This is a genomic window from Pseudomonas imperatae (genome assembly GCF_057128625.1).
Map to the genome: position 1 here is coordinate 165144 of NZ_JBSKHP010000001.1, position 25542 is coordinate 190685.

General features: G+C 63.4%; 26 protein-coding genes. 19 read left to right on the top strand and 7 right to left on the bottom strand.

What is annotated here, in order from left to right; translation table 11 throughout:
• Positions 1-68: 68 nt before the first annotated feature.
• Positions 69-410 (bottom strand): zinc ribbon domain-containing protein YjdM, encoded by a 342-nt coding sequence (locus tag ACWKWX_RS00730; RefSeq protein WP_483826813.1) that lies wholly within the window; start codon positions 408-410, stop codon positions 69-71.
• 159 nt (positions 411-569) lie between these two features.
• Entirely contained in the window at positions 570-1538 is a 969-nt protein-coding gene (locus ACWKWX_RS00735; RefSeq protein WP_416426964.1) for a polyprenyl synthetase family protein, read from the bottom strand.
• Between the two features lie 239 nt (positions 1539-1777).
• Here ACWKWX_RS00735 and rplU point away from each other — a divergent pair, with 239 nt between their 5' ends.
• The 6 genes from rplU (at position 1778) to ACWKWX_RS00765 (ending at position 6749) form a co-directional block, all read left to right on the top strand.
• Positions 1778-2092: a 50S ribosomal protein L21 gene (gene rplU, locus ACWKWX_RS00740; RefSeq protein ID WP_007950961.1), complete on the top strand. Its 315-nt coding sequence runs from the start codon at positions 1778-1780 to the stop codon at positions 2090-2092.
• A gap of 34 nt (positions 2093-2126) precedes the next feature.
• The gene (gene rpmA, locus ACWKWX_RS00745) at positions 2127-2384 is read left to right on the top strand and encodes a 50S ribosomal protein L27 (RefSeq protein WP_003281574.1); all 258 of its coding nucleotides are present in this window, start codon (positions 2127-2129) and stop codon (positions 2382-2384) included.
• A gap of 185 nt (positions 2385-2569) precedes the next feature.
• Positions 2570-3793 carry an Obg family GTPase CgtA gene (cgtA, locus tag ACWKWX_RS00750; protein ID WP_416426963.1) on the top strand — a complete coding sequence of 408 codons (1224 nt, stop codon included), beginning with the start codon at positions 2570-2572 and terminating at the stop codon, positions 3791-3793.
• A gap of 137 nt (positions 3794-3930) precedes the next feature.
• Entirely contained in the window at positions 3931-5049 is a 1119-nt protein-coding gene (gene proB / locus ACWKWX_RS00755) for a glutamate 5-kinase (RefSeq protein ID WP_416426962.1), read from the top strand.
• 9 nt (positions 5050-5058) lie between these two features.
• Positions 5059-5523, top strand: coding sequence for a CreA family protein (locus ACWKWX_RS00760; protein ID WP_483826814.1), 465 nt, complete (start codon positions 5059-5061; stop codon positions 5521-5523).
• A gap of 470 nt (positions 5524-5993) precedes the next feature.
• Positions 5994-6749, top strand: a complete 756-nt coding sequence (locus ACWKWX_RS00765) for an autoinducer binding domain-containing protein (protein ID WP_483826815.1) — start codon at positions 5994-5996, stop codon at positions 6747-6749.
• A 69-nt stretch (positions 6750-6818) separates the two neighbouring features.
• Here ACWKWX_RS00765 and rpsT read toward each other — a convergent pair whose 3' ends face one another.
• A complete protein-coding gene (rpsT, locus tag ACWKWX_RS00770) occupies positions 6819-7094 on the bottom strand; it encodes a 30S ribosomal protein S20 (RefSeq protein WP_027981210.1) in 276 nt (91 codons plus the stop codon).
• A 254-nt stretch (positions 7095-7348) separates the two neighbouring features.
• Between rpsT and murJ the strand changes: the two genes are divergently transcribed.
• The 6 genes from murJ to ispH all read left to right on the top strand — a co-directional run bounded on the left by murJ (position 7349) and on the right by ispH (position 14698).
• Complete coding sequence (murJ, locus tag ACWKWX_RS00775) at positions 7349-8887, top strand: murein biosynthesis integral membrane protein MurJ (protein ID WP_476301114.1); 1539 nt, start codon at positions 7349-7351, stop codon at positions 8885-8887.
• Between the two features lie 108 nt (positions 8888-8995).
• A complete protein-coding gene (gene ribF / locus ACWKWX_RS00780) occupies positions 8996-9949 on the top strand; it encodes a bifunctional riboflavin kinase/FAD synthetase (RefSeq protein ID WP_483826816.1) in 954 nt (317 codons plus the stop codon).
• A 1-nt stretch (position 9950) separates the two neighbouring features.
• Positions 9951-12782: an isoleucine--tRNA ligase gene (gene ileS / locus ACWKWX_RS00785; RefSeq protein WP_483826817.1), complete on the top strand. Its 2832-nt coding sequence runs from the start codon at positions 9951-9953 to the stop codon at positions 12780-12782.
• Entirely contained in the window at positions 12775-13290 is a 516-nt protein-coding gene (lspA, locus tag ACWKWX_RS00790; protein WP_416426956.1) for a signal peptidase II, read from the top strand. The genes ileS and lspA overlap by 8 nt, the downstream gene beginning before the upstream one ends.
• Positions 13283-13720 (top strand): FKBP-type peptidyl-prolyl cis-trans isomerase, encoded by a 438-nt coding sequence (fkpB, locus tag ACWKWX_RS00795; RefSeq protein ID WP_416426955.1) that lies wholly within the window; start codon positions 13283-13285, stop codon positions 13718-13720. The genes lspA and fkpB overlap by 8 nt, the downstream gene beginning before the upstream one ends.
• Before the next feature lie 33 nt (positions 13721-13753).
• Positions 13754-14698, top strand: a complete 945-nt coding sequence (ispH, locus tag ACWKWX_RS00800; protein ID WP_483826818.1) for a 4-hydroxy-3-methylbut-2-enyl diphosphate reductase — start codon at positions 13754-13756, stop codon at positions 14696-14698.
• On the opposite strand, the gene ACWKWX_RS00805 is transcribed toward ispH, so the two are convergent.
• Positions 14678-15193 (bottom strand): GspH/FimT family pseudopilin, encoded by a 516-nt coding sequence (locus tag ACWKWX_RS00805; protein WP_483826819.1) that lies wholly within the window; start codon positions 15191-15193, stop codon positions 14678-14680. The two genes, ispH and ACWKWX_RS00805, sit on opposite strands and share 21 nt — an antisense overlap.
• Positions 15194-15336: 143 nt before the next feature.
• Between ACWKWX_RS00805 and ACWKWX_RS00810 the strand changes: the two genes are divergently transcribed.
• From ACWKWX_RS00810 to thiO, 7 genes are all read left to right on the top strand, one after another.
• Entirely contained in the window at positions 15337-15801 is a 465-nt protein-coding gene (locus ACWKWX_RS00810) for a GspH/FimT family pseudopilin (RefSeq protein WP_483826820.1), read from the top strand.
• Positions 15798-16286 (top strand): type IV pilus modification protein PilV, encoded by a 489-nt coding sequence (gene pilV / locus ACWKWX_RS00815; RefSeq protein ID WP_483826951.1) that lies wholly within the window; start codon positions 15798-15800, stop codon positions 16284-16286. The genes ACWKWX_RS00810 and pilV overlap by 4 nt, the downstream gene beginning before the upstream one ends.
• Positions 16283-17005, top strand: coding sequence for a PilW family protein (locus ACWKWX_RS00820; protein WP_483826821.1), 723 nt, complete (start codon positions 16283-16285; stop codon positions 17003-17005). The genes pilV and ACWKWX_RS00820 overlap by 4 nt, the downstream gene beginning before the upstream one ends.
• A gap of 65 nt (positions 17006-17070) precedes the next feature.
• A complete protein-coding gene (locus ACWKWX_RS00825; RefSeq protein ID WP_483826952.1) occupies positions 17071-17532 on the top strand; it encodes a pilus assembly PilX family protein in 462 nt (153 codons plus the stop codon).
• Entirely contained in the window at positions 17522-20641 is a 3120-nt protein-coding gene (locus ACWKWX_RS00830; RefSeq protein ID WP_483826822.1) for a pilus assembly protein, read from the top strand. The genes ACWKWX_RS00825 and ACWKWX_RS00830 overlap by 11 nt, the downstream gene beginning before the upstream one ends.
• A gap of 12 nt (positions 20642-20653) precedes the next feature.
• Positions 20654-21058 carry a type IV pilin protein gene (locus ACWKWX_RS00835; protein WP_416426949.1) on the top strand — a complete coding sequence of 135 codons (405 nt, stop codon included), beginning with the start codon at positions 20654-20656 and terminating at the stop codon, positions 21056-21058.
• Positions 21059-21083: 25 nt separating this feature from the next.
• Entirely contained in the window at positions 21084-22187 is a 1104-nt protein-coding gene (gene thiO / locus ACWKWX_RS00840; RefSeq protein ID WP_483826823.1) for a glycine oxidase ThiO, read from the top strand.
• Positions 22188-22240: 53 nt separating this feature from the next.
• Here thiO and ACWKWX_RS00845 read toward each other — a convergent pair whose 3' ends face one another.
• From ACWKWX_RS00845 to ACWKWX_RS00855, 3 genes are read right to left on the bottom strand one after another with little or no spacing between them, the layout of a single operon-like run.
• Positions 22241-23581, bottom strand: a complete 1341-nt coding sequence (locus tag ACWKWX_RS00845) for a sigma-54-dependent transcriptional regulator (protein ID WP_416426947.1) — start codon at positions 23579-23581, stop codon at positions 22241-22243.
• A gap of 2 nt (positions 23582-23583) precedes the next feature.
• Positions 23584-25176, bottom strand: coding sequence for a sensor histidine kinase (locus ACWKWX_RS00850; protein ID WP_416426946.1), 1593 nt, complete (start codon positions 25174-25176; stop codon positions 23584-23586).
• Positions 25166-25399 carry a PP0621 family protein gene (locus ACWKWX_RS00855; protein WP_473004506.1) on the bottom strand — a complete coding sequence of 78 codons (234 nt, stop codon included), beginning with the start codon at positions 25397-25399 and terminating at the stop codon, positions 25166-25168. Before ACWKWX_RS00855 ends, ACWKWX_RS00850 begins: the two co-directional genes overlap by 11 nt.
• Between the last annotated feature and the right edge of the window lie 143 nt (positions 25400-25542).

Consider the following 25542-nt stretch of genomic DNA (forward strand, 5'->3'; position numbering starts at 1 on the left):
TTTTTTCGCGGCGGGGCGGGGGAGGTGGGCGGAGGCCGCAGCGGGCAGCCTCGCAACTATTCGTCGGCTCAGACCTTGCGGACGAATTCGGACTTCAGCTTCATCGGGCCGATGCCGTCGATCTTGCAGTCGATGTCGTGATCGCCGTCGCACAGGCGGATGTTCTTCACCTTGGTGCCGACCTTGACCACCAGCGAAGTGCCCTTGACCTTGAGGTCCTTGATCACGGTGATGGTGTCGCCGTCCTGCAGCACGTTGCCTACCGCGTCCTTCTTCACCGCGTCATCGCCAGCCGCCTCGGTTTCACCGCTGGCCGACCACTCGTGGGCGCATTCCGGGCACACCAGCTGGGTGCCGTCCTCGTAGGTGTATTCGGAGTTGCATTTGGGGCAGGCAGGCAGAGTGCTCACGCGGGATCCTCGGTGCGGGCAAAATAAAGGCGCGCATTGTATAGGGTTTTTAATCCGGCGGGGGATCTGCGGGGGATACATTCGCGGGCCTGGCCTGCTCCAACAGGGCAACGCGGTCCTGTAGGAGCGGGCGAAGCCCGCGAATGGAGCGACGCGGTATCAGTGCGTACGAGCTACGGCGAACTCGCTCAGCTCGACCAGCGCGTCGCGGTATTCGCTGGGCGGCAGCACATCAAGGCAGGCAATGGCGCGCTTCACGTAGTCGCGGGCCAGGTTGGCGGTGTAGGCCAGGGCGCCGGAGCTTTCCACGGCGGCGCGGATGCTTTCCAGGTCTTCGATGCCACCTTTCTGGATGGCACGACGCACCAGGGCAGCCTGCTCGGCGGTGCCTTCGCGCATGGTGTAGATCAGCGGCAGGGTCGGCTTGCCCTCGGCCAGGTCGTCACCGACGTTCTTGCCCAAGGTCTCGGCGTCGCCCTTGTAGTCCAGCAGGTCGTCGACCAGTTGGAAAGCCACGCCCAGGTGGTCGCCGAAGGTGCGCAGCGCCTCGGCCTGCTCTGGCGTGGCTTCGGCCAGGGCCGCGGCGCTGTGGGTGGACGCTTCGAAGAGCATCGCGGTCTTGCCGCGAATAACTTCCATATACACTTCTTCGGTGGTGCTGGCGTCGCGAACCTTGGATAATTGCAGCACCTCGCCCTCGGCGATGACGCGCGTGGCCTGGGACAGGATGCGCATGACCGGCATCGAGCCCAGCTCGACCATCATCTCGAACGAACGCGAGTACAGGAAGTCGCCTACCAGCACGCTGGGGGCGTTGCCCCACATGGCGTTGGCGGTGGAACGGCCACGGCGCATGCCGGACATGTCGACCACGTCGTCGTGCAGCAGGGTGGCGGTGTGCAGGAATTCGATGGTGGCCGCCAGCAGGCGCAACTGGTCGCCTTCGCGCCCCAGGGCCTTGCCGCACAACAGCACCAATAAAGGACGCAGGCGCTTGCCCCCGGCCGACGTGATGTAGTCACCGATTTTCGACACCAGCGGTACGCGCGAAGTCAGTTGCTTCTTGATGATGACGTCGACGGCGTTGAAATCGTCCGCCACCGCGCGGTAGAAAGCTTGGGGTTGCATCAGCGACAGGTGCTCCAGAAGGGTTGCGCGGCATGCTAGGTCTCAGGTCCGGCCCTGTCAAGGCGCGATGGACGGCCTATTGCAAGGCGGGCGGGGCTTGCGTACAATCGCGCACCCTGAACTTCCTGGGCAGCACCTGCCTTACGCAATTGCATTTGGGTCGTTCCACCCCATGCAGCCATGCCAGCCGACACTCTACTTATAAAGAGCTGGGTGAGCAGGATTATCGGAGAAATACCATGTCTTACGCAGTAATTGTTACCGGTGGCAAGCAGTACAAAGTCGCCCCGGGTGAGTACCTGAAGATCGAGAAGCTGGAAGTCGCCACTGGCGAATCCGTTACCTTTGATCGCGTTCTGCTGGTCGCCAATGGCGACGACGTCAACATCGGCGCACCAGTTGTTGCTGGCGCTACCGTTGTTGCTGAAGTGATCTCCCAAGGTCGTCACGACAAGGTTCGTATCATCAAGTTCCGTCGTCGTAAGCACCACATGAAGCGCATGGGCCACCGCCAGTGGTACACCGAGATCAAAATCACCGGTATTCAGGCTTAATTTCAGCCTAATTCCTCACTAGGAGAATTGACTCATGGCACACAAAAAAGCTGGTGGTAGTACCCGTAACGGTCGCGACTCAGAAGCCAAACGCCTTGGCGTGAAGATGTATGGCGGCCAGGCTATCAAAGCAGGCAACATCATCGTGCGTCAGCGCGGCACCCAATTCCACGCTGGCTACGGCGTTGGCATGGGTAAAGATCACACTCTGTTCGCTAAAGTCGAAGGCGTGATCAAGTTCGAAGTAAAAGGCGCCTTCGGTCGTCGTTACGTGAGCGTAGTCGCGGCCTAATCGCGAGTTCGCTTGGAAAGCCCTGTCTCGCGACGGGGCTTTTTCGTTTGTGGGGTGAGTCTCTTGCAAAGGTTTGCATGGGCCGCTGGCGCGAGTATCGTTGATGGGGTCCGCCGCGCTCATTTTTGCAAGAGCCTTATGTCTTTGCTTTTTTTGGCTCGTCCGTAAGGCGAGAGGCGTTTTTCATGAAATTTGTTGATGAAGTATCCATCCGGGTAAAAGCAGGCGACGGCGGCAATGGCTGCATGAGCTTCCGCCGGGAAAAGTTCATTGAGAACGGTGGCCCCAACGGTGGTGATGGTGGTGACGGCGGCTCGATCTACATGATCGCCGACGAAAACCTGAACACCCTGGTGGACTACCGCTACACCCGTCACTTCGACGCCGAGCGCGGTTCGAACGGCGGCAGCACCGACTGCACCGGCAAGAAGGGTGAAGACCTGGAGCTGCGCGTGCCGGTCGGCACCACCGTGATTGACGCGGCCACCCAGGAAATCATCGGTGACCTGGTCAAGGCCGGCCAGCGCCTGCTGGTTGCCCATGGCGGCTGGCACGGCCTGGGTAACACCCGTTTCAAGTCCAGCACCAACCGTGCGCCACGCCAGACCACGCCAGGCAAGCCGGGCGAGCAGCGTGACCTGAAGCTGGAAATGAAAGTGCTGGCCGACGTCGGCCTGCTGGGCCTGCCGAACGCCGGCAAGAGCACCTTCATTCGCTCGGTATCGGCCGCCAAGCCGAAAGTCGCCGACTACCCGTTCACCACCCTGGTGCCGAACCTGGGCGTGGTCAGCGTCGACCGCTGGAAGAGCTTCGTCATCGCCGACATTCCCGGCCTGATCGAAGGTGCCTCCGACGGCGCGGGCCTGGGTATCCGCTTCCTCAAGCACCTGGCGCGTACCCGCGTGCTGCTGCACCTGGTCGACATGGCGCCGCTGGACGAAACCAGCCCGGCCGATGCCGCTGAAGTCATCGTCAACGAGCTGACCAAGTTCAGCCCGTCGCTGACCGAGCGCGAGCGCTGGCTGGTGCTGAACAAGTGCGACCAGATCCTGGAAGAGGAGCACGAGGCGCGGGTCAAGGAAATCGTCGAGCGCCTGCAGTGGGAAGGTCCGGTCTACGTGATCTCGGCTATCGCCAAGGAAGGGACCGAGCGCCTGACTCGCGACCTGATGCGCTACCTGGAAGACCGTGCCGACCGCCTGGCCAACGACCCGGCCTACGCCGAAGAGCTGCGTGACCTGGACCAGCGCATCGAAGACGAGGCGCGTGCCCAGCTGCAAGCCCTGGACGATGCCCGTGCCCTGCGCCGCAGCGGCGTGAAGAGCGTCCACGACATTGGCGAGGACGACAGCTTCTGGGATGAAGAGGACGCTGAAGACGGTCCGGAAATCATCTACGTGCGCGACTGATACGCCTGTGGCCGCAGCCTGGCGGCAGCGGCCACGGTGTGTACCTCGCAAGACCGTAGTAGACTACAGCGCCGCTCCCCAGGGAGCGGCGTTTTGGTTTCTACGAATTAATTCTCCCGGGCATAGGTTGGAAGAACATGCGGAGCAAGGTGACGGGTGCGCAGCGCTGGGTCGTGAAAATCGGCAGCGCGTTGCTGACAGCTGACGGCAAGGGTCTGGACCGTGCCGCCATGGGCGTCTGGGTTGAGCAGATGGTGGCGTTGCACGAGGCTGGTGTGGAGCTGGTGCTGGTGTCGTCGGGCGCGGTAGCGGCCGGCATGAGCCGCCTGGGCTGGGCCAAGCGACCCAGTGGCATGCACGAGCTGCAGGCGGCGGCTGCCATCGGCCAGATGGGCCTGGTGCAGGCCTGGGAGTCGAGCTTTGCCGAGCATGGGCGGCACACGGCGCAGATCCTGCTGACCCACGACGACCTGTCCGACCGCAAGCGCTACCTGAACGCCCGTAGCACCCTGCGCACCCTGGTGCAGCTGGGGGTGATCCCGGTCATCAACGAAAACGACACAGTGGTCACCGACGAGATCCGTTTCGGCGACAACGACACCCTGGCGGCCCTAGTGGCCAACCTGGTGGAGGCTGACCTGCTGGTGATCCTCACCGACCGTGACGGCATGTTCGACGCCGACCCGCGCAACAACCCCGATGCCCAGCTGATCTACGAAGCCCGTGCCGATGACCCGGCGCTGGACGCGGTGGCCGGTGGTACCGGTGGTGCGCTGGGGCGTGGCGGCATGCAGACCAAGCTGCGCGCCGCGCGCCTGGCTGCCCGTTCCGGTGCCCATACCATTATCGTCGGTGGGCGCCTGGAGCGCGTGCTGGACCGTCTCAAGGCCGGCGAGCGCCTGGGCACCCTGCTGTCGCCCGAGCGCGGCATGCTGGCGGCGCGCAAGCAGTGGCTGGCTGGCCACCTGCAGACGCGCGGCACCCTGACCCTGGACGCCGGTGCCGTGCAGGCCCTGCTGGAAGGTCACAAGAGCCTGCTGCCGGTGGGCGTCAAGGGTGTGCAGGGTGGTTTCCGTCGTGGCGAGATGGTGGTGTGCCTGGCGCCCGACGGGCGTGAAGTCGCCCGCGGCCTGGCCAACTACAGCGCTGCCGAGGCGCAGAAGATCATCGGCCAGTCCTCCGAGGTCATCGAGCGCCTGCTGGGCTACATCGCCGAGCCGGAGCTGGTGCACCGCGACAATCTCATCCTGGTCTGAGGAATACTCATGCGCGTGATCAACAAGGCGGCGGTCGGGCTGCTGCTGGCATTGCCGTTGTTTGTCTCGGCCGAGGAAATTGGCCAGGTGTCGACGGTGTTCAAGTTCGTGGGCCCCAACGACCGTATCGTCGTCGAGGCCTTTGATGATCCCAAGGTGCAGGGCGTGACCTGCTACCTGTCGCGCGCCAAGACCGGTGGCATCAAGGGCGGCCTGGGCCTGGCCGAGGACCGTGCCGAAGCGTCGATCGCCTGCCGGCAGGTGGGGCCGATCCACCTGCCTGATGACCTGAAGGATGGCGAGGAGGTGTTCAAGGAGCGCACCTCGCTGGTGTTCAAGACCATGCAGGTGGTGCGCTTCCTGGACAAGAAGCGCAACACCCTGGTGTACCTGGTGTACAGCGACCGCCTGATCGAGGGTAGCCCGCAGAACGCGGTGACGGCCATTCCTATCCTGCCCTGGGCCCAGCCATAACCGGGCCTGGTCTGACGGCTGCACATAACGGCGAGCATTGCTCGCCGTTTTTTATGTGCGGGGTTAATGTGCGGGACTATTATTCCCTCTTGAATATTATTGTTATTAATTAATCATTGATTAATAAGGGGGGTTGGTTTCCTTGGGGAAAGTACAGTATTGCTGCGCCGGGAATTTTGTTATGTGGGTTGCTGTTGGCTATTTTCGAAAATATCTTTTTAGCCCGTTGAAACAAAGCTTGGCGCCTTGATTCAATGCTGAATGTTCCCTCGCCATTCACTTTCCAGGGTTGCACTTCCCGGCTAATCCAAAGTGTTTCGGCGCATTGACACGTTTTCCGTCCATGCGTAGTGTCCCGCCCGTCGCACGCCGGCGCGACGGCAGGGCCCATGGGTCGTGGGTGTTGCCATGGAGGGGGATAGCGCTGTCCCCCTTGTAATGGTTGCAGTGTAAATTGAGTGCGAAATAATATGAAAAGCCGGATTTCGAATCAGTCGGTCGACAGCGTTCGTCTGTTGGAAAGTTCATTGCTGGCAGACTTTGCCTTGTTGGCGGGGCGTGCTCATCAGCGCGGTTGGGAATTGCGATTGCGCCGAATATTGAAGCGCATGAGCTTTCGTTATTATTCGATGTCGTTTGGTTCGGTCAAGGGGGCCGAGCCTGTTCGCCCATTGACCAACTTTCCCAGTGGCTGGCTGGAGCATTATGAGCGCGAGCACTACCAGGACATCGATCCTATTGCTCGCCACTGTCGCCAGCACCTCAAGCCGCTGTTCTGGGAGCGTGCCCAGCGTCGCGCGCGAGGGCGCTCCAAGGAGTACTGGGAGGCGCTGGCGGCCGAGGGCTTGCAGGGTGGGGTCAGCATTCCGCTGCGCGGCAAGACGCTGGTGGGGGCGCTCAGTGTGGCGCATGTTGCGGGGGAGGGGGTGCAGGTTGGGCGTGACGATGATCTGGGCATGCTGTTCATGCTGGTGCCCTACCTGATCGAGGGCTTGCAGCGGCGCATGGTCATCGAGCAGTCGCCAGAGACCTGCCTGACGCTCAAGGAGGCGGAGTGCCTGGGCTGGGCGAGCATGGGCAAGACCAGTTGGGAAATTGGTCGCATCATCGGCTGTGCCGAGCGCACCGTGGACTTTCACATCGCCAACGCGGGCCACAAGCTGGGCTCGACCAATCGCGGGCATGCCATCGGCATTGCTGTGTCCCAAGGCCTGATCACGTTTTAAGCGGTGGCTTTATCGCGGGCAACAAAAAACCGACCCTAGGGTCGGTTTTTTGGTACATCAAGCAATTGCTTAGGCGGCAGCCTGAACCAGTGCTTTGATGTGGCCATTCAGACGGCCTTTATGGCGAGCAGCCTTGTTCTTGTGGATGATGCCTTTATCGGCCATACGGTCGATAACTGGCACGGCCAGAACGTAAGCAGCTTGTGCTTTTTCGGCGTCTTTTGCGTCAATGGCTTTGACTACATTCTTGATGTAGGTGCGGACCATGGAACGCAGGCTGGCGTTGTGGCTGCGACGCTTCTCAGCCTGTTTAGCACGTTTTTTGGCGGAAGGTGAGTTGGCCACCGTCGAGCTCCTCGAAAGACTTTTTAAATAGCAAACAAAATAGGCCGCGAATCATGCCGATGACTGGATCTATTGTCAAGGGTGGGTGAGACGTTCCGCTGAGTGGTCACTCTCCAGAGTGAAGTGATTCACTTCTGGCGCATGACCTGTAAACTCGCGAGTTTTGGCTCTGCCTGCTGATGCGGCGCGGAGTATCGCACAGTTGGGCGCATTCTCGCGCTGCTCTTTCGTCCAGAAGGCAGAAAAAACTTTCGATGAATCTTCTCAAGTCACTGGCCGCGGTCAGCTCCATCACCATGATCTCGCGGGTGCTGGGCTTCGTGCGCGACACCCTGATCGCCCGTATCTTCGGTGCCGGCATGGCTACCGACGCCTTTTTCATTGCCTTCAAGCTGCCCAACCTGCTGCGGCGGATCTTCGCCGAAGGGGCCTTCTCCCAGGCCTTCGTGCCGATCCTGGCCGAGTACAAGAGCCAGCAGGGCGAGGAGGCCACGCGCACCTTCATTGCCTATGTAGCCGGCATGCTGACCCTGGTGCTGGCCCTGGTGACGGTGGCGGGGATGATCGCCGCGCCGTTCGTCATCTGGGTCACGGCCCCGGGTTTTGCCGACACGCCGGAAAAATTCCAGCTCACGGCTGACCTGCTGCGGGTGACCTTCCCCTATATACTGCTGATCTCGCTGTCATCGTTCGTCGGCGCCATCCTCAACACCTGGAACCGTTTCTCGGTGCCGGCCTTTACCCCGACGCTGCTGAACATCGCGCAGATCATCTTCGCGCTGTTCCTGACCCCCTATTTCCACCCGCCCATCATGGTGCTGGCCTGGGGCGTGCTGGCCGGTGGCCTGGCGCAACTGCTGTACCAGCTGCCGCACCTGAAGAAGATCGGCATGCTGGTGCTGCCGCGTTTCAGCTGGCGCGACACCGGTGCGCTGCGGGTGATGAAGCAGATGGGGCCGGCCATCCTCGGCGTGTCGGTGAGCCAGATCTCGCTGATCATCAACACCATCTTCGCCTCGTTCCTGGCGGCGGGCTCGGTGTCGTGGATGTACTACGCCGACCGGCTGATGGAGCTGCCGTCCGGCGTGTTGGGCGTGGCCCTGGGCACCATCCTGCTGCCCACCCTGGCCAAAACCTACGCCAACCGTGACCGCCAGGAGTACTCACGCATCCTGGACTGGGGCCTGCGCCTGTGCTTCATGCTGGTGCTGCCGTGTTCCGTGGCCCTGGCGCTGCTGTCCGAGCCGCTGACCGTGGCGCTGTTCCAGTACGGCAAGTTCGACGCCTTCGACGCCTCCATGACCCAGCGCGCGCTGATCGCCTACGCGGTGGGCCTGCTGGGGATCATCCTGATCAAGGTGCTGGCCCCCGGCTTCTATGCCCAGCAGAACATCCGCACGCCGGTGAAGATCGCTATCTTTACCCTGGTGGCCACGCAATTGATGAACCTGGTGTTCATCGGCCCGCTGGCCCACGCCGGCCTGGCCCTGGCTATCAGCGGTGGTGCCTGCCTGAACGCCGGGTTGCTGTTCTGGCAGCTGCGCAAGCAGGACATGTTCCAGCCGCAGCCGGGCTGGATGAAATTTTTCGTCAAGCTGTTGCTGGCAGTAATCGCCATGGCCGCGGTGCTGCTGGGCTTGATGCACTATATGCCGGCCTGGTCCGACGGCCAGATGCTGGCGCGTTTCCTGCGCCTGGGCGCCCTGGTATTGACAGGCGTGGTAGTGTATTTCGGTGTGCTGTTTGCGTTTGGCTTCCGGCTGCGGGACTTTGCCCGCCGCGGGCTGGCCTGACCGTCCGGCGTCGGTTTTCCGGTTTAGTGCCCCATGGCGGGCGGTGGCGCCTGTCGCCAGCGCCCGTGTGTGGTTATAATCGGCCACTTTATGAGCAAGAAGCGCGTTATGCAGCTGGTTCGAGGCCTCCACAACCTGCGGCCCCAACATCGGGGCTGTGTCGCCACTATTGGCAACTTTGACGGTGTTCACCGTGGCCACCAGGCTATCCTGGCGCGGCTGCGCGAGCGTGCCCTGGAGCTGGGCGTGCCCAGCTGCGTGGTGATCTTCGAGCCGCAGCCGCGCGAGTACTTCGCCCCCGAGACGGCCCCGGCACGCCTGGCGCGCCTGCGTGACAAGCTCGCGCTGCTGGCCGAGGAGGGCGTGGACCGGGTGCTGTGCCTGGCCTTCAACCAGCGCCTGAGCAAGCTCAGTGCCGCCGAGTTCGTCGACACCATATTGGTCGATGGCCTGGGTGTGCAGCACCTGGAAGTGGGGGATGACTTCCGCTTCGGCTGCGACCGCCTGGGCGACTTCGACTTCCTGATGCAGGCAGGCGTGGTCCAGGGCTTCACCGTGGAAGCGGCGCAGACCGTCGAGCTCGATGGCGTGCGCGTCAGCAGCACGCAGGTGCGCAAGGCCCTGGCCGCCGCCGATTTTTCCCTGGCCGAGCAACTGCTCGGCCGCCCGTACCGCATTGCCGGGCGGGTGCTGCACGGCCAGAAGCTGGCCCGCCAATTGGGCTGGCCCACCGCCAACGTGCAGCTCAAGCGCCGTCGCGTGCCGTTTACCGGGGTATACCAGGTAAGCGCCGAAATCGACGGCACGCTATGGCCGGGAGTCGCCAACATAGGCGTGCGGCCAACCGTTGCAGGTGATGGCAGTGCCCACCTGGAAGTACATTTGCTGGACTTTGCCGGTGACCTCTATGGCCGGCGTTTGACGGTGGTATTCCACCACAAGCTGCGTGATGAGCAGCGTTTCGCCTCCCTTGAGGCGCTGAAGTCGGCGATCGATGCGGATGTCGCCGCCGCCCGAGCCTATGCCCTTGAGCATCGGCCAACTGCTAACCCAAGAGCCTGAAATGACCGACTACAAAGCCACGCTAAACCTTCCGGACACCGCCTTCCCAATGAAGGCCGGCCTGCCCCAGCGCGAGCCGCAAACTCTGCAGCGCTGGGACAGCATTGGCCTGTACCAGAAGCTGCGTGAGATTGGCAAGGACCGTCCAAAGTTCGTCCTGCACGACGGTCCTCCGTACGCCAACGGCAGCATTCACATCGGTCATGCGGTCAACAAGATCCTCAAGGACATGATCATTCGTTCCAAGACCCTGGCCGGCTTCGATGCGCCGTACGTGCCGGGCTGGGACTGCCATGGCCTGCCGATCGAGCACAAGGTCGAAGTCACCCACGGCAAGAACCTGGGCGCCGACAAGACCCGCGAACTGTGCCGCGCCTACGCCAGCGAGCAGATCGAGGGCCAGAAGGCCGAGTTCATCCGCCTGGGTGTGCTGGGTGACTGGGCCAACCCGTACAAGACCATGAACTTCACCAACGAGGCCGGCGAGATCCGTGCCCTGGCGGAAATGGTCAAGAACGGCTTCGTGTTCAAGGGCCTGAAGCCTGTGAACTGGTGCTTCGACTGCGGTTCGGCCCTGGCCGAGGCGGAAGTGGAATACCAGGACAAGAAATCCGACACCATCGACGTAGCCTTCAACGTCGCCGACCAGCAGAGCCTGGCCGACGCGTTCGGCCTGCCGGGCCTGGAAAAGACCGCCGCCATCGTCATCTGGACCACCACCGCGTGGACCATCCCGGCCAACCAGGCGCTGAACGTGCACCCGGACTTCACCTACGCCCTGGTGGACGTCGGTGACCGCCTGCTGATCCTGGCCGAAGAGCTGGTGGAAGCCTGCCTGAGCCGCTACGGCCTGACCGGTAACGTGATTGCCACCGCCAAGGGTTCGGCCCTGGAAAACATTCACTTCCAGCACCCGTTCTACCACCGCACTTCGCCAGTCTACCTGGCCGAGTACGTGGAACTGGGCGCCGGCACCGGCGTGGTTCACTCGGCGCCTGCCTACGGTGAAGACGACTTCGTGACCTGCAAGAAGTACGGCATGGTCAACGACGACATCCTCAACCCGGTGCAGAGCAACGGCGTGTACGTGGACTCGCTGGAGTTCTTCGGTGGCCAGTTCATCTGGAAGGCCAACCCGAACATCATCGCCAAGCTGGCCGAAGTCGGCGCGCTGATGAACACCGAGACCATCAGCCACAGCTATATGCACTGCTGGCGTCACAAGACCCCGCTGATCTACCGCGCCACCGCGCAGTGGTTCGTGGGCATGGACAAGCAGCCGGTCGAAGGCGCCACCCTGCGCAACCGCGCGGTGAAAGCCATCGAAGAGACCAAGTTCGTCCCGGCCTGGGGCCAGGCGCGCCTGCACTCGATGATCGCCAACCGTCCGGACTGGTGCATCTCGCGTCAGCGCAACTGGGGCGTGCCGATCCCGTTCTTCCTGCACAAGGAAAGCGGCGAGCTGCACCCACGCACCGTCGAGCTGATGGAAGAAGTCGCCAAGCGCGTTGAAGTGGAGGGCATCGAGGCCTGGTTCAAGCTGGACGCCACCGAGCTGCTGGGCGCCGAAGCGGCCCAGTACGACAAGATCAGCGACACCCTGGACGTGTGGTTCGACTCCGGCACCACCCACTGGCACGTGCTGCGCGGTTCGCACCCGATGGGCCACGAGACCGGCCCGCGCGCCGACCTGTACCTGGAAGGTAGCGACCAGCACCGCGGCTGGTTCCACTCGTCGCTGCTGACCGGCTGCGCCATCGACAACCACGCGCCGTACCGCGAGCTGCTGACCCACGGCTTCACCGTGGACGAGAACGGCCGCAAGATGTCCAAGTCGCTGGGCAACGTCATCGCCCCGCAGAAGGTCAACGACACCCTGGGCGCCGACATCATGCGCCTGTGGGTATCGGCCACCGACTACTCGGGCGAAATGGCCGTGTCGGACACCATCCTGCAGCGCAGCGCCGACGCCTACCGTCGTATCCGCAATACCGCGCGCTTCCTGCTGTCGAACCTGTCGGGCTTCAACCCGGCCACCGACCTGCTGCCGGCCGAGGAAATGATCGCCCTGGACCGCTGGGCCGTCGACCGCGCCCTGCTGCTGCAGCGCGAGCTGGAAGAGCACTACGGCGAATACCGCTTCTGGAACGTGTACTCCAAGATCCACAACTTCTGCGTGCAGGAGCTGGGTGGCTTCTACCTGGACATCATCAAGGACCGCCAGTACACCACCGGCGCCAACAGCACCGCGCGCCGTTCGTGCCAGACCGCGCTGTTCCACATTTCCGAGGCGCTGGTGCGCTGGATCGCGCCGATCCTGGCGTTCACCGCCGACGAGCTGTGGCAGTACCTGCCGGGCGAGCGCAACGAATCGGTGATGCTCAACACCTGGTACCAGGGCCTGACCGAACTGCCGGAAGGCTTCGAGCTGGGTCGCCAGTACTGGGAAGGCGTGATGGCGGTGAAGACCGCGGTCAACAAGGAACTGGAAAACCAGCGTGCGGCGAAAGCCATCGGTGGCAACCTGCAGGCCGAGGTCACCCTGTACGCCGACGAAACCGTGAGCGCCGACCTGGCCAAGCTGGGCAACGAGCTGCGCTTCGTGCTGATCACCTCCAAGGCCACGGTCGCGCCGTTCGTCGATGCCCCGGCCGATGCCGTGGTCACCGAAGTGGCGGGCCTGAAGCTGAAAGTGGTCAAGTCCGGCTACACCAAGTGCGCCCGTTGCTGGCACTTCCGCGATGACATCGGCGTGAACGCCGAGCATCCGGAAATCTGCGGCCGTTGCGTCGACAACATCAGCGGTGCCGGTGAGGTACGTCACTATGCCTAAGGCCGATGCCGGGCGCTTCGGGCGCCTGGGCTGGCTCTGGCTGAGCGTGCTGGTCCTGGTCCTCGACCAGGCCAGCAAGTTCTACTTCCAGAGCAACCTGAGCCTGTACCAGCAGATGGTGGTCATTCCCGACTACTTCAGCTGGACCCTGGCCTACAACACCGGTGCGGCGTTCAGCTTCCTGGCTGACAGCTCGGGCTGGCAGCGCTGGCTATTCGCGCTGATCGCCGTGGTGGTCAGCGCCGTGCTGCTGGTGTGGCTCAAGCGCCTGGGGCGCAACGAGAACTGGCTGGCCGTGGCGCTGGTGCTGGTACTGGGCGGCGCGCTGGGCAACCTGTACGACCGCATCGTACTGGGCCACGTGATCGACTTCGTGCTGGTGCACTGGCAGAACCGCTGGTACTTCCCGGCGTTCAACCTGGCCGACAGCGCCATTACCGTGGGCGCCGTGATGCTGGCCCTGGATATGTTCAAGAGCAAGAAAACCGGAGAAGCGGTCAATGACTGAGCAGCGTATCGCTCAAAACACCGAAGTGACCCTGCACTTCGCCTTGCACCTGGAAAACGGTGACACCGTCGACAGCACCTTCGACAAGGCCCCGGCCGTGTTCAAGGTGGGCGACGGCAACCTGCTGCCAGGCTTCGAGGCCGCCATCTTCGGCTTCAAGGCCGGGGACAAGCGCACCGTGGTCGTGCCGCCGGAGAACGCCTTCGGTCAGCCCAACCCGCAGAACGTGCAAATCATGCCACGCTCCCAGTTCCAGGACATGGAGCTGTCGGAAGGCCTGCTGGTGATTTTCAACGACGCGGCCAATACTGAACTGCCTGGCGTGGTGAAAGCGTTCGACGACGCGCAAGTGACCGTCGACTTCAACCACCCGCTGGCTGGCAAGACCCTGAACTTCGAAGTGGAAATCATCGACGTCAAGGCTCTTTGAGCCTGACGCCAGCGCGCTGACACGAGGCCTAGCATGCAAATCAAACTCGCCAACCCCCGTGGCTTCTGCGCTGGCGTGGACCGGGCGATCGAAATCGTCAACCGCGCCCTGGAAGTCTTCGGCCCGCCGATCTACGTGCGCCATGAAGTGGTGCACAACAAGTTCGTGGTCGAGGACCTGCGCAACCGCGGGGCCATCTTCGTCGAGGAACTGGACCAGGTGCCGGACGACGTCATCGTCATCTTCAGCGCCCACGGGGTTTCCCAGGCCGTGCGCCAGGAAGCCGCTGGCCGGGGCCTGAAGGTGTTCGACGCCACCTGCCCGCTGGTGACCAAGGTGCACATCGAGGTCGCCCGCTACAGCCGTGACGGCCGCGAATGCATCCTGATCGGCCACGCCGGCCACCCCGAGGTGGAAGGCACCATGGGCCAGTACGACGCCAGCAACGGTGGCACCATCTACCTGGTGGAAGACGAGAAGGACGTGGCCACGCTCGATGTGCGCAACCCCGACAACCTCGCCTTCGTCACCCAGACCACCCTGTCGATGGACGACACCAGTCGCGTCATCGACGCCCTGCGCGCACGCTTCCCCAACATCGGCGGCCCGCGCAAGGACGACATCTGCTACGCCACGCAAAACCGCCAGGACGCGGTCAAGCAGCTGGCAGACGAGTGCGACGTGGTGCTGGTAGTGGGCAGCCCCAACAGCTCCAACTCCAACCGCCTGCGCGAGCTGGCCGAGCGCATGGCCACCCCGGCGTACCTGATCGACGGTGCCGAGGACATGCAAAAGGCCTGGTTCGACGGCGTGCAGCGCATCGGCATCACCGCCGGCGCGTCGGCACCCGAAGTGCTGGTGCGCGGCGTGATCGACCAGCTGCACGCGTGGGGCGCCACGGGCGCCGAGGAACTGGACGGCCGCCCGGAGAACATCACGTTCTCGATGCCCAAGGAACTACGCGTCAAGGCGATCTGAACGTTGTACTGAACAAAGGGCCTCATGGGCCCTTTTGTTTGTCAGGTGCACGCGGCCGGACATGGCCACCACCACCTGATAATCGCTGTAGCCCAGCCCATCGCACACATGGATAGTACCGGCCAGAAAGCCGCCGCCTTCCAGCCTTCCCCAGCCATTGGCATTGAAGCGCACCTGGCCGCGCACCGGGCCGTTGCCTTGTACCCGCACCTTGGGGTTGCCCTGGTGCACCCGTAGCACCGCCTCGTCAGGCGCCACCACGATCCGCCAGCCATTGGCCCAGTTGCCTTCCAGTGGATGCATCAGCACATCGCGGCCGCGCAGCACCGCCTCGGTGCGCGTGGCACGCAGGCTGTCGTGCAGCTCCTGCGCCAGCACCTGGCGGCGCAGTGCCTGGGTCATGCCCTGGTAGTGGGGGAGGGCCAGATGCATCAGCACCCCGGCGACCGCCGTGGCGATCATCAATTGCAGCAGTGAAAAACCTTGTTGGTGCATGCCTGTGCTCCTTGCGTGGCAAACCCGAGACGTCTTTGTACAGATGAACGCTGATCCCTCTGGAACAACCGTATATCCTGTGCCGTGCTTTGGCGCAGGCACTGCTGGTTTATAGTCCAGCGCATCCGGGGGGAGTGGGGAAAATGGATTCAAGACGTAATGGATTTACCATGGTGGAGATGGTGGTGACCGTAGCGGTACTGGCGATCATGGCCGCTGTCGCATTGCCTTCCTTCAGTAAGCTCATCGCCAACAACCGCGCCGACTCCGAGACCGGTGACCTGTACCGGGCCCTCAACTACACCCGGCTGGAAGCCATCAATCGCGGCTTGAGCGTGCGTATCACGCCGGCCAGCCCAGGCGTCTGGACCGGCGTGCTGAACATCACCCTGAGCTCCACGGGTACTACATTGCGGGTCATACCGGGCATGTCCAGCAGTGCGGGCCTGACGTTCAACACGGCACCCACCTACATCGAGTTCAACAACCTTGGGGGGCTGACCTACCCGGCGGCCGCGCTCACGTTCACCTACACCCAGGCTACGGTCACCCGCAACCTTGGGGTATGCCTGAACGGGCGCGTGGTATTGAGCGGGGTATGCTCATGAGCTTGAAACCCATACAGCGGGGCTTCTCCCTTATTGAGGTGCTGGTGGCCTTGCTGGTGATGTGCATCGGCTTGCTGGGGGCAGCGGCCATCCAGCTCAATGCCTTGAAATACACCGACAGTTCATCCATGCGTACCCAGGCAAGCTTCATAGCCTATGACATGCTGGACCGTATCCGCGCCAACAGTGGGGCGAATTACAGCCTGGCCTCGGCCAAGGCCGTAGCGACCAGCACCGACACCACCAACCCGCGAGCGTACGACTGGTCCGACTTCAAGAGCAATATCGCCACCTTCAGCAACAACACGGGGGAAGGCACCATTGCCATCGCCAGCAACGTGATTACCATCACTATTACCTGGGATGATTCGCGTGCCGGAATGTCACTCAACGCCATCAATGCCACCACGGTAACCAACCCCACCACCACGCAGACCTTCACGCTGGTCTCCAGAGCTTTCAACAACGCCACGGTGACCCAATGAGAAAGCAGGCAGCCGGCTTCGGGCTGATCGAGTTGATGGTGGCGCTGACCCTGGGGCTGGTCATTCTGCTGGGGGTGACGCAGATTTTTGTCTCCGCAAAAAATACCTATCTTGCGCAGAACGCCGCCGCGGCAATGCAGGAAGACGCCCGCTACGGTCTCAGCAAAATGCTCCAGGAGGTGCGTATGGTGGGCATGTTCGGCTGCATCGCCACGGTGACGGCCGATGCCAGTGCCCCTGATTTCCAGCTGGCAGCTGCCACGCCGATCAGCTACGTCACCACTGGCACCACGCAAGTGTTGACGCTGATTACCGGTGACGTCGGCAGCAGTGGTGGCGTACCCAATTGGACAATTCTCACCGATTGCATCACCAGCCCGGCCACGGCCTACGGCGGCGCCAAGGCCGCGGGCACCGGGCAGATGGCATTGCCGATCCGCAAGGTCATCTACACCTACAACAGCAGCGCGCAGACCTTGACCACCACCGTTGGTACCACGGCGTACACGTTGCTGAGCAATGTCAGCAGCTTCGGCGTGATGTTCGGCGTGGCCACCGACACCAGCCTTTCCAGCCCCATCACGTCCTACAGCGCCGCACCCGTCACGCCCGGCCTGATCCGCAGTGTGCGGATCAGCTTGACCCTCACCGACCCCAATGGCCGATTGCAGCCGCGCACGTTCGCGGCCGTGGCGGGCATTCGCAACCGCTTGCCCTGAAGGAGGCGCCCTTGAGCAACCTGCGAAATATCAGCTGCGCCCCTGGCGGCGGAAGGCAGCAGGGCATGGTGTTGTTAGTGGCACTGGTCATGCTCCTGCTGATCACTATGATCGGCGTCTCGTCCATGCAGAACGCGACGATGCAGGAAAAGATGGCCAGTAGCGCGCAGACCCGCAACACCACTTTCCAGGCTGCCGAAGCCGCACTGCGCGTGGGTGAAAACGCGGTGGCCGCCACCTCGTACAGCCTCACGGCCTGCTCGGGCGTCGCCGGCTGCGCGCCGCCGCCAGCGTCGGACTACAACAACGTCACTGCTGCAGGGGTGTACGGCACTGCGGGCATCACCTGGGTCGCCGTGGGCACCACCGGTTTCTACGGCGTGCAGTTGGTGGGCACCACCAGCGATCCGGTGAACAACACCTCGGGTACCACCAGCGCCTCGCTCTATCGCATCACGGCCATCGGTTTCACTGCGGTAGCCACGACCAACCCGCGCAGCGTGGTGGAGAGCATCTATGTCAAGTAACAAGCAGCCATTGCCACGGTGGCTGAGCCTGCTCATGGGGTTGGTGCTGACCCTGTTCATCGGCACCCCGGCTGACGCGTTCGCGCCCTCGACTTCGCCGCTGTTGAGCGCCGCCGCCGTGCCGCCCAACCTCATGCTGCTGGTGGACAACTCCGGCAGCATGGACAGCATCCTGATGGACTCGGGCTTCAACTCCGCGCTGACTTACCCCACCAGCTACGCGGTAACGCGTGGGTGCATCTTGTTCATCTGTGGTGGCTATGCCCCGGGTAACGCCATCAGCAACGGCAGCGCCGACTACGTGTTCGTGGGCAATCTCAGCACCTCCTACTGCAGCAGCGGCCAATATTCGTTCTACAAGAACGCCACCACCGTGCTCTGCCTGACGCTACCCGACCCCCGTGGCAGCGGCCTGACCCGCTACCCGATCAACTACATCAACTACCTGGTAGCGCAAGCCATAGCCGGCAACACCATCACGGTGACCAACAGCACGCGGATCCTCACGGCCATCAGCGTGGCCACCAGCCTGATCACCGCCAACCGGGCGCTGCGCATCGGCCTGGCCACCTTCAACCCGCCGACCAACTCCGACCCCGGCCCCGGCGGCAAGATCGCCCAGGCCATCAGTGACCTGTCGCCGGTGGCGGCAAGCGGTACGGTGACCGCCGTCAGCCAGGCCACGGCGGACAGCAACTTCAACAACCTGAAGAACTCGATCGCCGCGCTGACCGCCAGTTCCAACACGCCGCTGGCAGAGACCTACTACGAAATCACCCGCTACATGCGCGGCATGGCGCCGTACTACAACTCCACGCCCAACACCTACACCAGCCCCATCCAGTGGCGCTGCCAGAAAAACTTCGGCGTGGTGATCACTGACGGCCTGCCCACCTATGACCGGACGTTCCCGACCAACGATCCTCTGGGTGGCAAAAACCTGCCCAACTGGGACGGCATCAACAACGACGGCAACAACCTCAACGGCGATGCCGAGGGCGACACGCTGTACCTTGATGACCTTGCCAAGTTCGCCTACGACATCGACATGCGCACTGCCAGCAACGGCACCGATGCCGCCGGCAAGAGCTGGGACGCGGTGGATTTCCCCACGCAGAACATGTCGACCTACGCCGTGGGTTTCACCGCCAGCAACCAGATGCTGCTCGACACCGCCAGCTATGGCCACGGCAAGTATTACCTGGCCACCGACAGCGCCACGCTGACCACCGCGTTGTCTTCGGCGTTGAGCGACATCACCTCCAAGGCGGGCTCCGGGGGCGCCGGTACCACCAGTTCATCCACCCTGAGCGCGAGCACGGCCTATTACCAGACCCTGTATGACCCGGTGGACTGGCGCGGCATCGTCAACAACTACCCACTTAGCAGTACTGGGGTCATCGGCACCACGCCCACCTGGACCACCAACACCACCATGGCGGCAGGCACTATCACGCCGCTGTTCGAGTCGTACAACACCAGCACCGCCGCGCCCATCACCATGGCCTACGGCAACTACTCGAGCGCGCAGCAGACGGTGCTCAACGCCAACCTGCCCACCGGCATCACCGGTGCCAACCTGGTGGCCTGGAGCCAGGGCACCAACATCACCGGGCTGCGCACGCGCAGCGTGCTGATGGGCGATATCATCAACTCGACCCTGGCCCTGGCGTCGCCCACCGCGCAAACCGCTTCGGACCTGACCAACGACACCACCTACACGGCCTACCTGGCCACCAAGGCCGTCGGCATGACCGCCAGCCTTGTGGTCAACGCCAACGACGGCTACACCAACGTCCTCAACGCCGCAACAGGCGCGCGGACCTACGCCTACATGCCCTCGACAGCGCTGGCATCGTTGTACAAGGTGTCGGACACCGGCTACATCAATGGCACTGCCCACGCGTTCCTCAACGATGGGCAGATAGGCATCTACGATGCGCAGATCAACAGCGGCTGGAAGACCCTGGCCCTGGGAGGCACCGGGGCCGGTGGCAAGGCCTACGAGGCTATCCAGCTGTACGACGCCACCGCCGGCAACGTGGTCAAGGCGCTGTGGGAATTACGCCCCGACACCGCCACGGCGTTCGCCAACCTGGGCTACGCCTATTCGAAGCCGGAAGTGGCGCGCATGCCCGATGGCACCTGGGCCGCGTTCATCGCCAACGGCTATGGCAGCACCAAAGGCGTGGCTTCGCTGTTCGTGGTGAACCTGGCCACCGGTGCGCTGATCAAGGAGATCGTCGCCGAGAGTACCAACGGCAGCAATGGGCTGTCGTCGGTGAAGCTCAAGGTCAACGCCTCCAACGTGGTGCAGGCTGCCTACGGCGGCGACCTGCTGGGGCACATGTGGAAGTTCGACCTCAGCAGCACTTCCACGGCCAGCTGGGGCGTGGCGTTTTCCGGCAACCCGCTGTTCACCGCCCCAGGCGGCGCCAACCAGCCCATTACCGCGCAACCGCTGCTGATCAACAACACCACCAGCGGCAAGATGGTGTACTTCGGCACTGGCAAGCTGCTGGAAACAGCGGACAAGACCACCACCGCCGCCCAGGGGTTCTACGCGGTGTGGGACGCCGACAACGGTGCCGGCAACTACACCGTGGCCAACCTGCAGCCCCAGTCGATCACCGCCATCACCACCGTGGGCACCAGCCAGTACTTGCTGACATCCACGACGGCCACCAACTATGCCTCGCTCAAGGGCTGGTACCTGCCGCTGGTGCTGGGTACCCAGCTGACCGGCCAGCGGGTGATCTACCCGGCACTGACCACCAACGGGCGGATCATCTTCACCACTGCCTACGTCGATACCACCGACCCCTGTTCCAGCCAGGGCTCGGGCTACCTTGTGGAGCTGGACGCCATCAATGGCAGCATGTTCAGCTACCCGGTGCTGGACACCACGGGGGACCTGCTGGTCAATTCAAGTGACACTATCGTCGCCGGGGTTTACTACTCGACGGGTATCCCCAACATCAACGCCATCCTTTCGACCAATGGCGCCCAGGTGAAAATCGTCAACCTGTCCAGTGGCGAGAAAAAGTCCCAAGGGGAGCTGGGGGTGACAACGTCGCCAGGGCGGATCATGTGGCGGCAAATTCAATGAAGGAACATGAGCATGCGTAGCAAGACAGCTGGCTTTACCTTGGTAGAACTGATGGTCGTGGTGGCGATCGTTGGCATCCTGGCCGCCATTGCCTATCCCTCATACACCAACTACGTGAGGCGCACACACCGGGCGGAGATCGTCGAGCTTATGTCGGAGACGGCGCAGAACCTGGAGCGCTTCTATTCTAAGACCGGTTCTTACGCCGATGGCACCTCGAGCTTCACGCCGCCGTCGAGCAACGCCTGGTACACCGTGCAGTTCACCAGCCGCCTGGCGACCACTTATACCCTGACAGCCACGCCGATTGCCGGTACCTTGATGGCATCTGATACCTGCGGCATCTTTACCCTGCAGCAGGATGGCACCCGCACTGTCAGCGGCTCCACCAGCCTGGCCACCTGCTGGGGCCGTTGATCACCTTTTCACCCTTGGACCAAGCATGCCCACACAACAAGAACTGATCATCGTCGGCGGCGGCGTCATCGGCCTGCTGACCGCCCTCAACCTGGCCCCCCACGTGGGCCATATCACCCTGCTGGACCGTTCGGGTCTTGGCCAGGAGTCGTCGTGGGCCGGTGGCGGCATCGTCTCGCCGCTGTACCCCTGGCGCTACAGCGCGGCAGTGACGGCGCTGGCGCATTGGTCCCAGGACTTCTACCCGCAATTGGGCGCGCGGTTGTTCGCCAACACCGGCATCGACCCCGAGGTGCACACCACCGGCCTGTACTGGTTGGACCTGCCTGATGAGGACGAGGCCCTGGCTTGGGCGGCGCGGTTGAACCGGCCCCTGAGCAAGGTGGATATTTCCGCCGCCTACGACGCCGTGCCAGTGCTGGGCGGTGGCTACCGCAGCGCGGTGTACATGGCCGACGTGGCCAACGTGCGCAACCCGCGCCTGGTGAAGTCGCTGAAGGCGGCGCTGCTGGCTTGCGCCAACGTCACCGTGCGTGAGCATTGCGAGGTGCGCGGGTTCCTGCGCGACGGGCAGGCAGTGGTCGGGGTGGACACGGCCGAGGGCGTGCTACGTGCCGACCAGGTGGTGCTGACCGCTGGCGCCTGGAGCGGCGACCTGCTGGAAAGCCTGGGCGTGCGTTTGCCGGTGGAGCCGGTGAAGGGCCAGATGATTTTGTTCAAGTGCGAGGCGGACTTCCTGCCGAGCATGGTGCTGGCCAAAGGGCGCTACGCGATCCCGCGGCGCGACGGGCATATCCTGGTGGGCAGCACGCTGGAGCATGAAGGTTACGACAAGACGCCGACCGTCAGTGCGCTGGAAAGCCTCAAGGCTTCGGCCGTGGAACTGTTGCCGGCGCTGGCGCAGGCGACGCCGGTGAAACACTGGGCGGGCTTGCGGCCAGGGTCGCCGGAAGGCATCCCGTTCATTGGCCGGCTGGAAGGTTTCGAGGGTTTGTGGCTCAACTGTGGCCACTACCGCAACGGCCTGGTGCTGGCGCCGGCCTCGTGCCAGCTGTTCGCCGACCTGATGCTGGGGCGCGAGCCGATCATCGACCCCGCCCCCTACAACCCCACCGAACGTTTGGCCTAACCCCGTAGCAGCGGCCACAGGCCGCGTCACGGGCGCTGCGTAGTTCGTGGGGTTTACTCCAGCCCCAGCTTTTTCAGGCGGTAACGCATCGACCGGAACGACAGGCTCAGCCGTTGCGCCGCTGCCGTGCGGTTCCAGCGGGTTTCTTCCAGGGCTTGCAGGATCAGCTTGCGCTCGATGTTCTCGAGGAAGTCTTCCAGGTTGTCGACATTGGTCAGGTCGGGCAGGCCGCCTTCGGTGGTCGGGGCCGATTCGCTCAGGCGCAGGTCGCTGGGCTCGATACGCTCGTTCTCGCACAGGGTGTAGGCGCGTTCGAGCATGTTCTCCAGCTCGCGCACGTTGCCGGGGAAACGGTAGCCCTTCAGGGTTTCCAGCGCCGCCGGGCTCAGTTGCGCCGGGGGCAGGCCGCTGCCGTGGGCCAGGCGCTTGAGCACGCGAGTGGCCAGCAGGGCGATGTCTTCGCGGCGTTCGCGCAAGGAAGGCACGCGCAGTTCGATGACGTTGAGGCGGTAGTAGAGGTCCTGGCGAAAACGCCCGGCCGCCACTTCGGCGTTCAGGTCCTTGTGGGTGGCGCAGAGGATGCGCACGTCCACCACCACTTCACTCTGGCCGCCGATGCTGCGCACCGCCTTCTCCTGGATGGCGCGCAACAGTTTCACTTGCATGGCCAGCGGCAGGTCCGCGACCTCGTCGAGGAACAACGTGCCACCGTTGGAGGCCTGGAACAGCCCGGGTTTGTCTTCCACGGCACCAGTAAAGCTGCCTTTACGGTGGCCGAAGAATTCGCTTTCCATCAGCTCCGAGGGAATGGCGCCGCAGTTCACCGGCACGAACGGCAGTTCGGCGCGCGGGCCTTGCTCATGGATCAGCCGCGCCACCAGCTCCTTGCCGCTGCCCGACTCGCCACTGATGTACACCGGCGCCTGGCTGCGCGCCAGCCGGCCGATCTGCTTGCGCATGGCCAGCATCGGTGGCGAGTCGCCCAGCAGGCGGTCGTCGATGCTCTGCTCGCTGCCGGCCGGGCCTTGCAGGCGCAGGGCGCTGGCCACCAGCTCGCGCAGGCGCGCCAGGTCCACGGGCTTGGTCAGGAAGTCGAAGGCACCGGCCTTGAGGGCGTTGATGGCGGTGTCGAGGCTGCCATAGGCGGTGATCATCGCCACCGGCAGCTGGGGAAAGCGTTGCTGGATATGTTGCACCAGCTCAAGGCCAGTGCCATCGGGCAGGCGCATGTCGGTCAGGCACAGGTCGAACGGCTCGCGGGCCAGCAGCTCGCGGGCTTCCTTGACGTTGCGCGCGCTGCGCGTGTCGAGTTTCATCCGGCCCAGGGTGATTTCCAGGAGTTCGCGGATATCCGGCTCATCGTCGACGATCAGGATCTTTTGCCGTTGGCTCATGTTCAACTCAGCTTCCGTGCATGGGCGAACGTGATACGCAGGCAACTGCCGCCGCGTTCACGTGGCTTGTAGTCTAGGTGCGCCTGGTTGCTTTCGCACAGTTCACGGGAAATGTAGAGGCCCAATCCTGTTCCTTTGGTTTCGGTGGTGAAGAAAGGTTCGAAGATGTGTTGCAGTTGATCGGCTGAAAACCCCGGGCCATCATCCAGCACGTCGAGAATCGGCAGGCCGTTGGTCGGGTCGACGAACAGGTTCAGCCACACCTGGGCCTGGCCATGGGCGTGGGCGCTGTAGCGCAGGCCGTTTTCCACCAGGTTGCTGAGCACCTGGGTCAGGTGGTGCGGGTCCATGCGGGTCTCGATCGGCCCGTCGGTGACGTACAGGTGCAGGGCCTGGCGCGGCGTGGCGGTGGTGCGGAAGTCGGCGAGGAAGCGCTCGAGGAACGCCCGCAGGTCCAGCGGCTCGGGCTCGGCCTGGCGGCGCCGGGACAGCTGCAGCACGTTCTCGATGATCAGGTTCATGCGCTTGGACTGGTCCTTGATAATCTCGGTCAGGCGCAGGTCGGCGGGGTCGAGGTTTTCCGACTCCTGCAACAACTGGCCGGCGTGGCTGATGGCCCCCAGCGGGTTGCGGATTTCATGGGCGATGCCCGCGGTCAGCCGGCCCAGGGCAGCCAGCTTGAGTTGCTGGGCCTGTTGGGCGACCTGCGAGAGGTCTTCGAGGAACACCAGGGTCTGCTGCTGCTCGCCGCGGCGCAGGGCGATGAAGCTGGGCTGCACCGAAGGGCCGGTGGGCGTGAACTTCAGGCTGCGCAGGCGCAGGGTAGGGTTGGTGCGCCACTGTAGCAGGCGCTCCACCAGCTCCGGTGAGTAGGCGGTGATCAATTGGCCGCCCAGGTTGAACTGGCCGATCAGCTTGAGCGCGCCTTCGTTGGCCAGCTGCACGCGGTTGACCGTATCCAGCACCAGGATGCCGGTGCGCATGCGCTGCAGGATCAGCGCGTTGAGCTCTTCCAGGTTGGTGACGTCGCTGGCGCGCTGCTCGGCCAGGCTCTCGCTGACCCGCAGCAGCCGCGTCAGGGCCTGCACCATCAGCGCCACGGCAAAGCACAGCACCCCCAGTGTGCTGGCCTGCACGTAGTTGGTGGCGGAGTTGGGGCGCAGGAAGTTCAGGTAGAAGGTCAGGTAGATGATGCCGATGCTGCCCAGCGCAGCGATCAGCAGGCCATTGCGCCCGCGCAGCAGCAAGTTGCTCATGGCCACCGAGGCGATCATCAGGTTGCCAATGCCGCTGCCCGTGCCGCCACCGGCGTAGAACAGCCCCGAGAGCATGAGGATGTCGAGCAGCGCCAGGGCGAACACGTGGCCGGGCGGGCGCAGCTTTTCCAGGAGGATGACGGCGGCGATGTTGAACAACAGGTAGGCCCAGCTGCCCGTGCGGAACCAGGCGCCGTTGGCCAGCTCCAGCAGCTTGTCATCCATGTTGCTGGAAATCAGCAGGATCAGGGTGATGCCGATGGTCAGGCGGTACAGATGGTACAGGCGCAGCAGGCGCCGCGCCTGGGGGCCGCCCGGCAGGAAAGTCTCAGCGCTCACGTGGCGCCGGGCCCTGGTCCAGGTGGGCCTGGCTGCAGTACCACTGCTGGCCGTTGCCCAGCGCGCGGTTCTGCGGCAGGTGCACGCCACAGTGGGCGCAGCGCACCATCAGCAGCGGCTGATCGTTGCCGGTGCGGGCCGGGCCCTGGGGCCGTGGCTTGACCTTGCGCCATAGCCACAGGATGGCGAAGACAATGGCGATCCAGAAAATCAGGCGAATCATGTTCAGCGGCTCGAACTTGAGGGAGATGCGGCAGTGTAGGAGCGGGCCGGGCAGGGGACAAGCGGTGCCGGGTATCGGCGGTGATATCTTTTTGATGGCCTGGGTGGCTACAGCTGAATATATTTCTGCGGATACAAAAAAAG

Excerpts from the sequence above, each read along its gene's own strand:
- ACWKWX_RS00735 (WP_416426964.1), bottom strand. The coding sequence starts at position 1,538 with ATGCAACCCCAAGCTTTCTACCGCGCGGTGGCGGACGATTTCAACGCC.
- rplU (WP_007950961.1), top strand. The coding sequence starts at position 1,778 with ATGTCTTACGCAGTAATTGTTACCGGTGGCAAGCAGTACAAAGTCGCC.
- rpmA (WP_003281574.1), top strand. The coding sequence starts at position 2,127 with ATGGCACACAAAAAAGCTGGTGGTAGTACCCGTAACGGTCGCGACTCA.
- cgtA (WP_416426963.1), top strand. The coding sequence starts at position 2,570 with ATGAAATTTGTTGATGAAGTATCCATCCGGGTAAAAGCAGGCGACGGC.
- proB (WP_416426962.1), top strand. The coding sequence starts at position 3,931 with ATGCGGAGCAAGGTGACGGGTGCGCAGCGCTGGGTCGTGAAAATCGGC.
- ACWKWX_RS00760 (WP_483826814.1), top strand. The coding sequence starts at position 5,059 with ATGCGCGTGATCAACAAGGCGGCGGTCGGGCTGCTGCTGGCATTGCCG.
- ACWKWX_RS00765 (WP_483826815.1), top strand. The coding sequence starts at position 5,994 with ATGAAAAGCCGGATTTCGAATCAGTCGGTCGACAGCGTTCGTCTGTTG.
- murJ (WP_476301114.1), top strand. The coding sequence starts at position 7,349 with ATGAATCTTCTCAAGTCACTGGCCGCGGTCAGCTCCATCACCATGATC.
- ribF (WP_483826816.1), top strand. The coding sequence starts at position 8,996 with ATGCAGCTGGTTCGAGGCCTCCACAACCTGCGGCCCCAACATCGGGGC.
- ileS (WP_483826817.1), top strand. The coding sequence starts at position 9,951 with ATGACCGACTACAAAGCCACGCTAAACCTTCCGGACACCGCCTTCCCA.
- lspA (WP_416426956.1), top strand. The coding sequence starts at position 12,775 with ATGCCTAAGGCCGATGCCGGGCGCTTCGGGCGCCTGGGCTGGCTCTGG.
- fkpB (WP_416426955.1), top strand. The coding sequence starts at position 13,283 with ATGACTGAGCAGCGTATCGCTCAAAACACCGAAGTGACCCTGCACTTC.
- ispH (WP_483826818.1), top strand. The coding sequence starts at position 13,754 with ATGCAAATCAAACTCGCCAACCCCCGTGGCTTCTGCGCTGGCGTGGAC.
- ACWKWX_RS00805 (WP_483826819.1), bottom strand. The coding sequence starts at position 15,193 with ATGCACCAACAAGGTTTTTCACTGCTGCAATTGATGATCGCCACGGCG.
- ACWKWX_RS00810 (WP_483826820.1), top strand. The coding sequence starts at position 15,337 with ATGGATTCAAGACGTAATGGATTTACCATGGTGGAGATGGTGGTGACC.
- pilV (WP_483826951.1), top strand. The coding sequence starts at position 15,798 with ATGAGCTTGAAACCCATACAGCGGGGCTTCTCCCTTATTGAGGTGCTG.
- ACWKWX_RS00820 (WP_483826821.1), top strand. The coding sequence starts at position 16,283 with ATGAGAAAGCAGGCAGCCGGCTTCGGGCTGATCGAGTTGATGGTGGCG.
- ACWKWX_RS00825 (WP_483826952.1), top strand. The coding sequence starts at position 17,071 with ATGGTGTTGTTAGTGGCACTGGTCATGCTCCTGCTGATCACTATGATC.
- ACWKWX_RS00830 (WP_483826822.1), top strand. The coding sequence starts at position 17,522 with ATGTCAAGTAACAAGCAGCCATTGCCACGGTGGCTGAGCCTGCTCATG.
- ACWKWX_RS00835 (WP_416426949.1), top strand. The coding sequence starts at position 20,654 with ATGCGTAGCAAGACAGCTGGCTTTACCTTGGTAGAACTGATGGTCGTG.
- thiO (WP_483826823.1), top strand. The coding sequence starts at position 21,084 with ATGCCCACACAACAAGAACTGATCATCGTCGGCGGCGGCGTCATCGGC.
- ACWKWX_RS00845 (WP_416426947.1), bottom strand. The coding sequence starts at position 23,581 with ATGAGCCAACGGCAAAAGATCCTGATCGTCGACGATGAGCCGGATATC.
- ACWKWX_RS00855 (WP_473004506.1), bottom strand. The coding sequence starts at position 25,399 with ATGATTCGCCTGATTTTCTGGATCGCCATTGTCTTCGCCATCCTGTGG.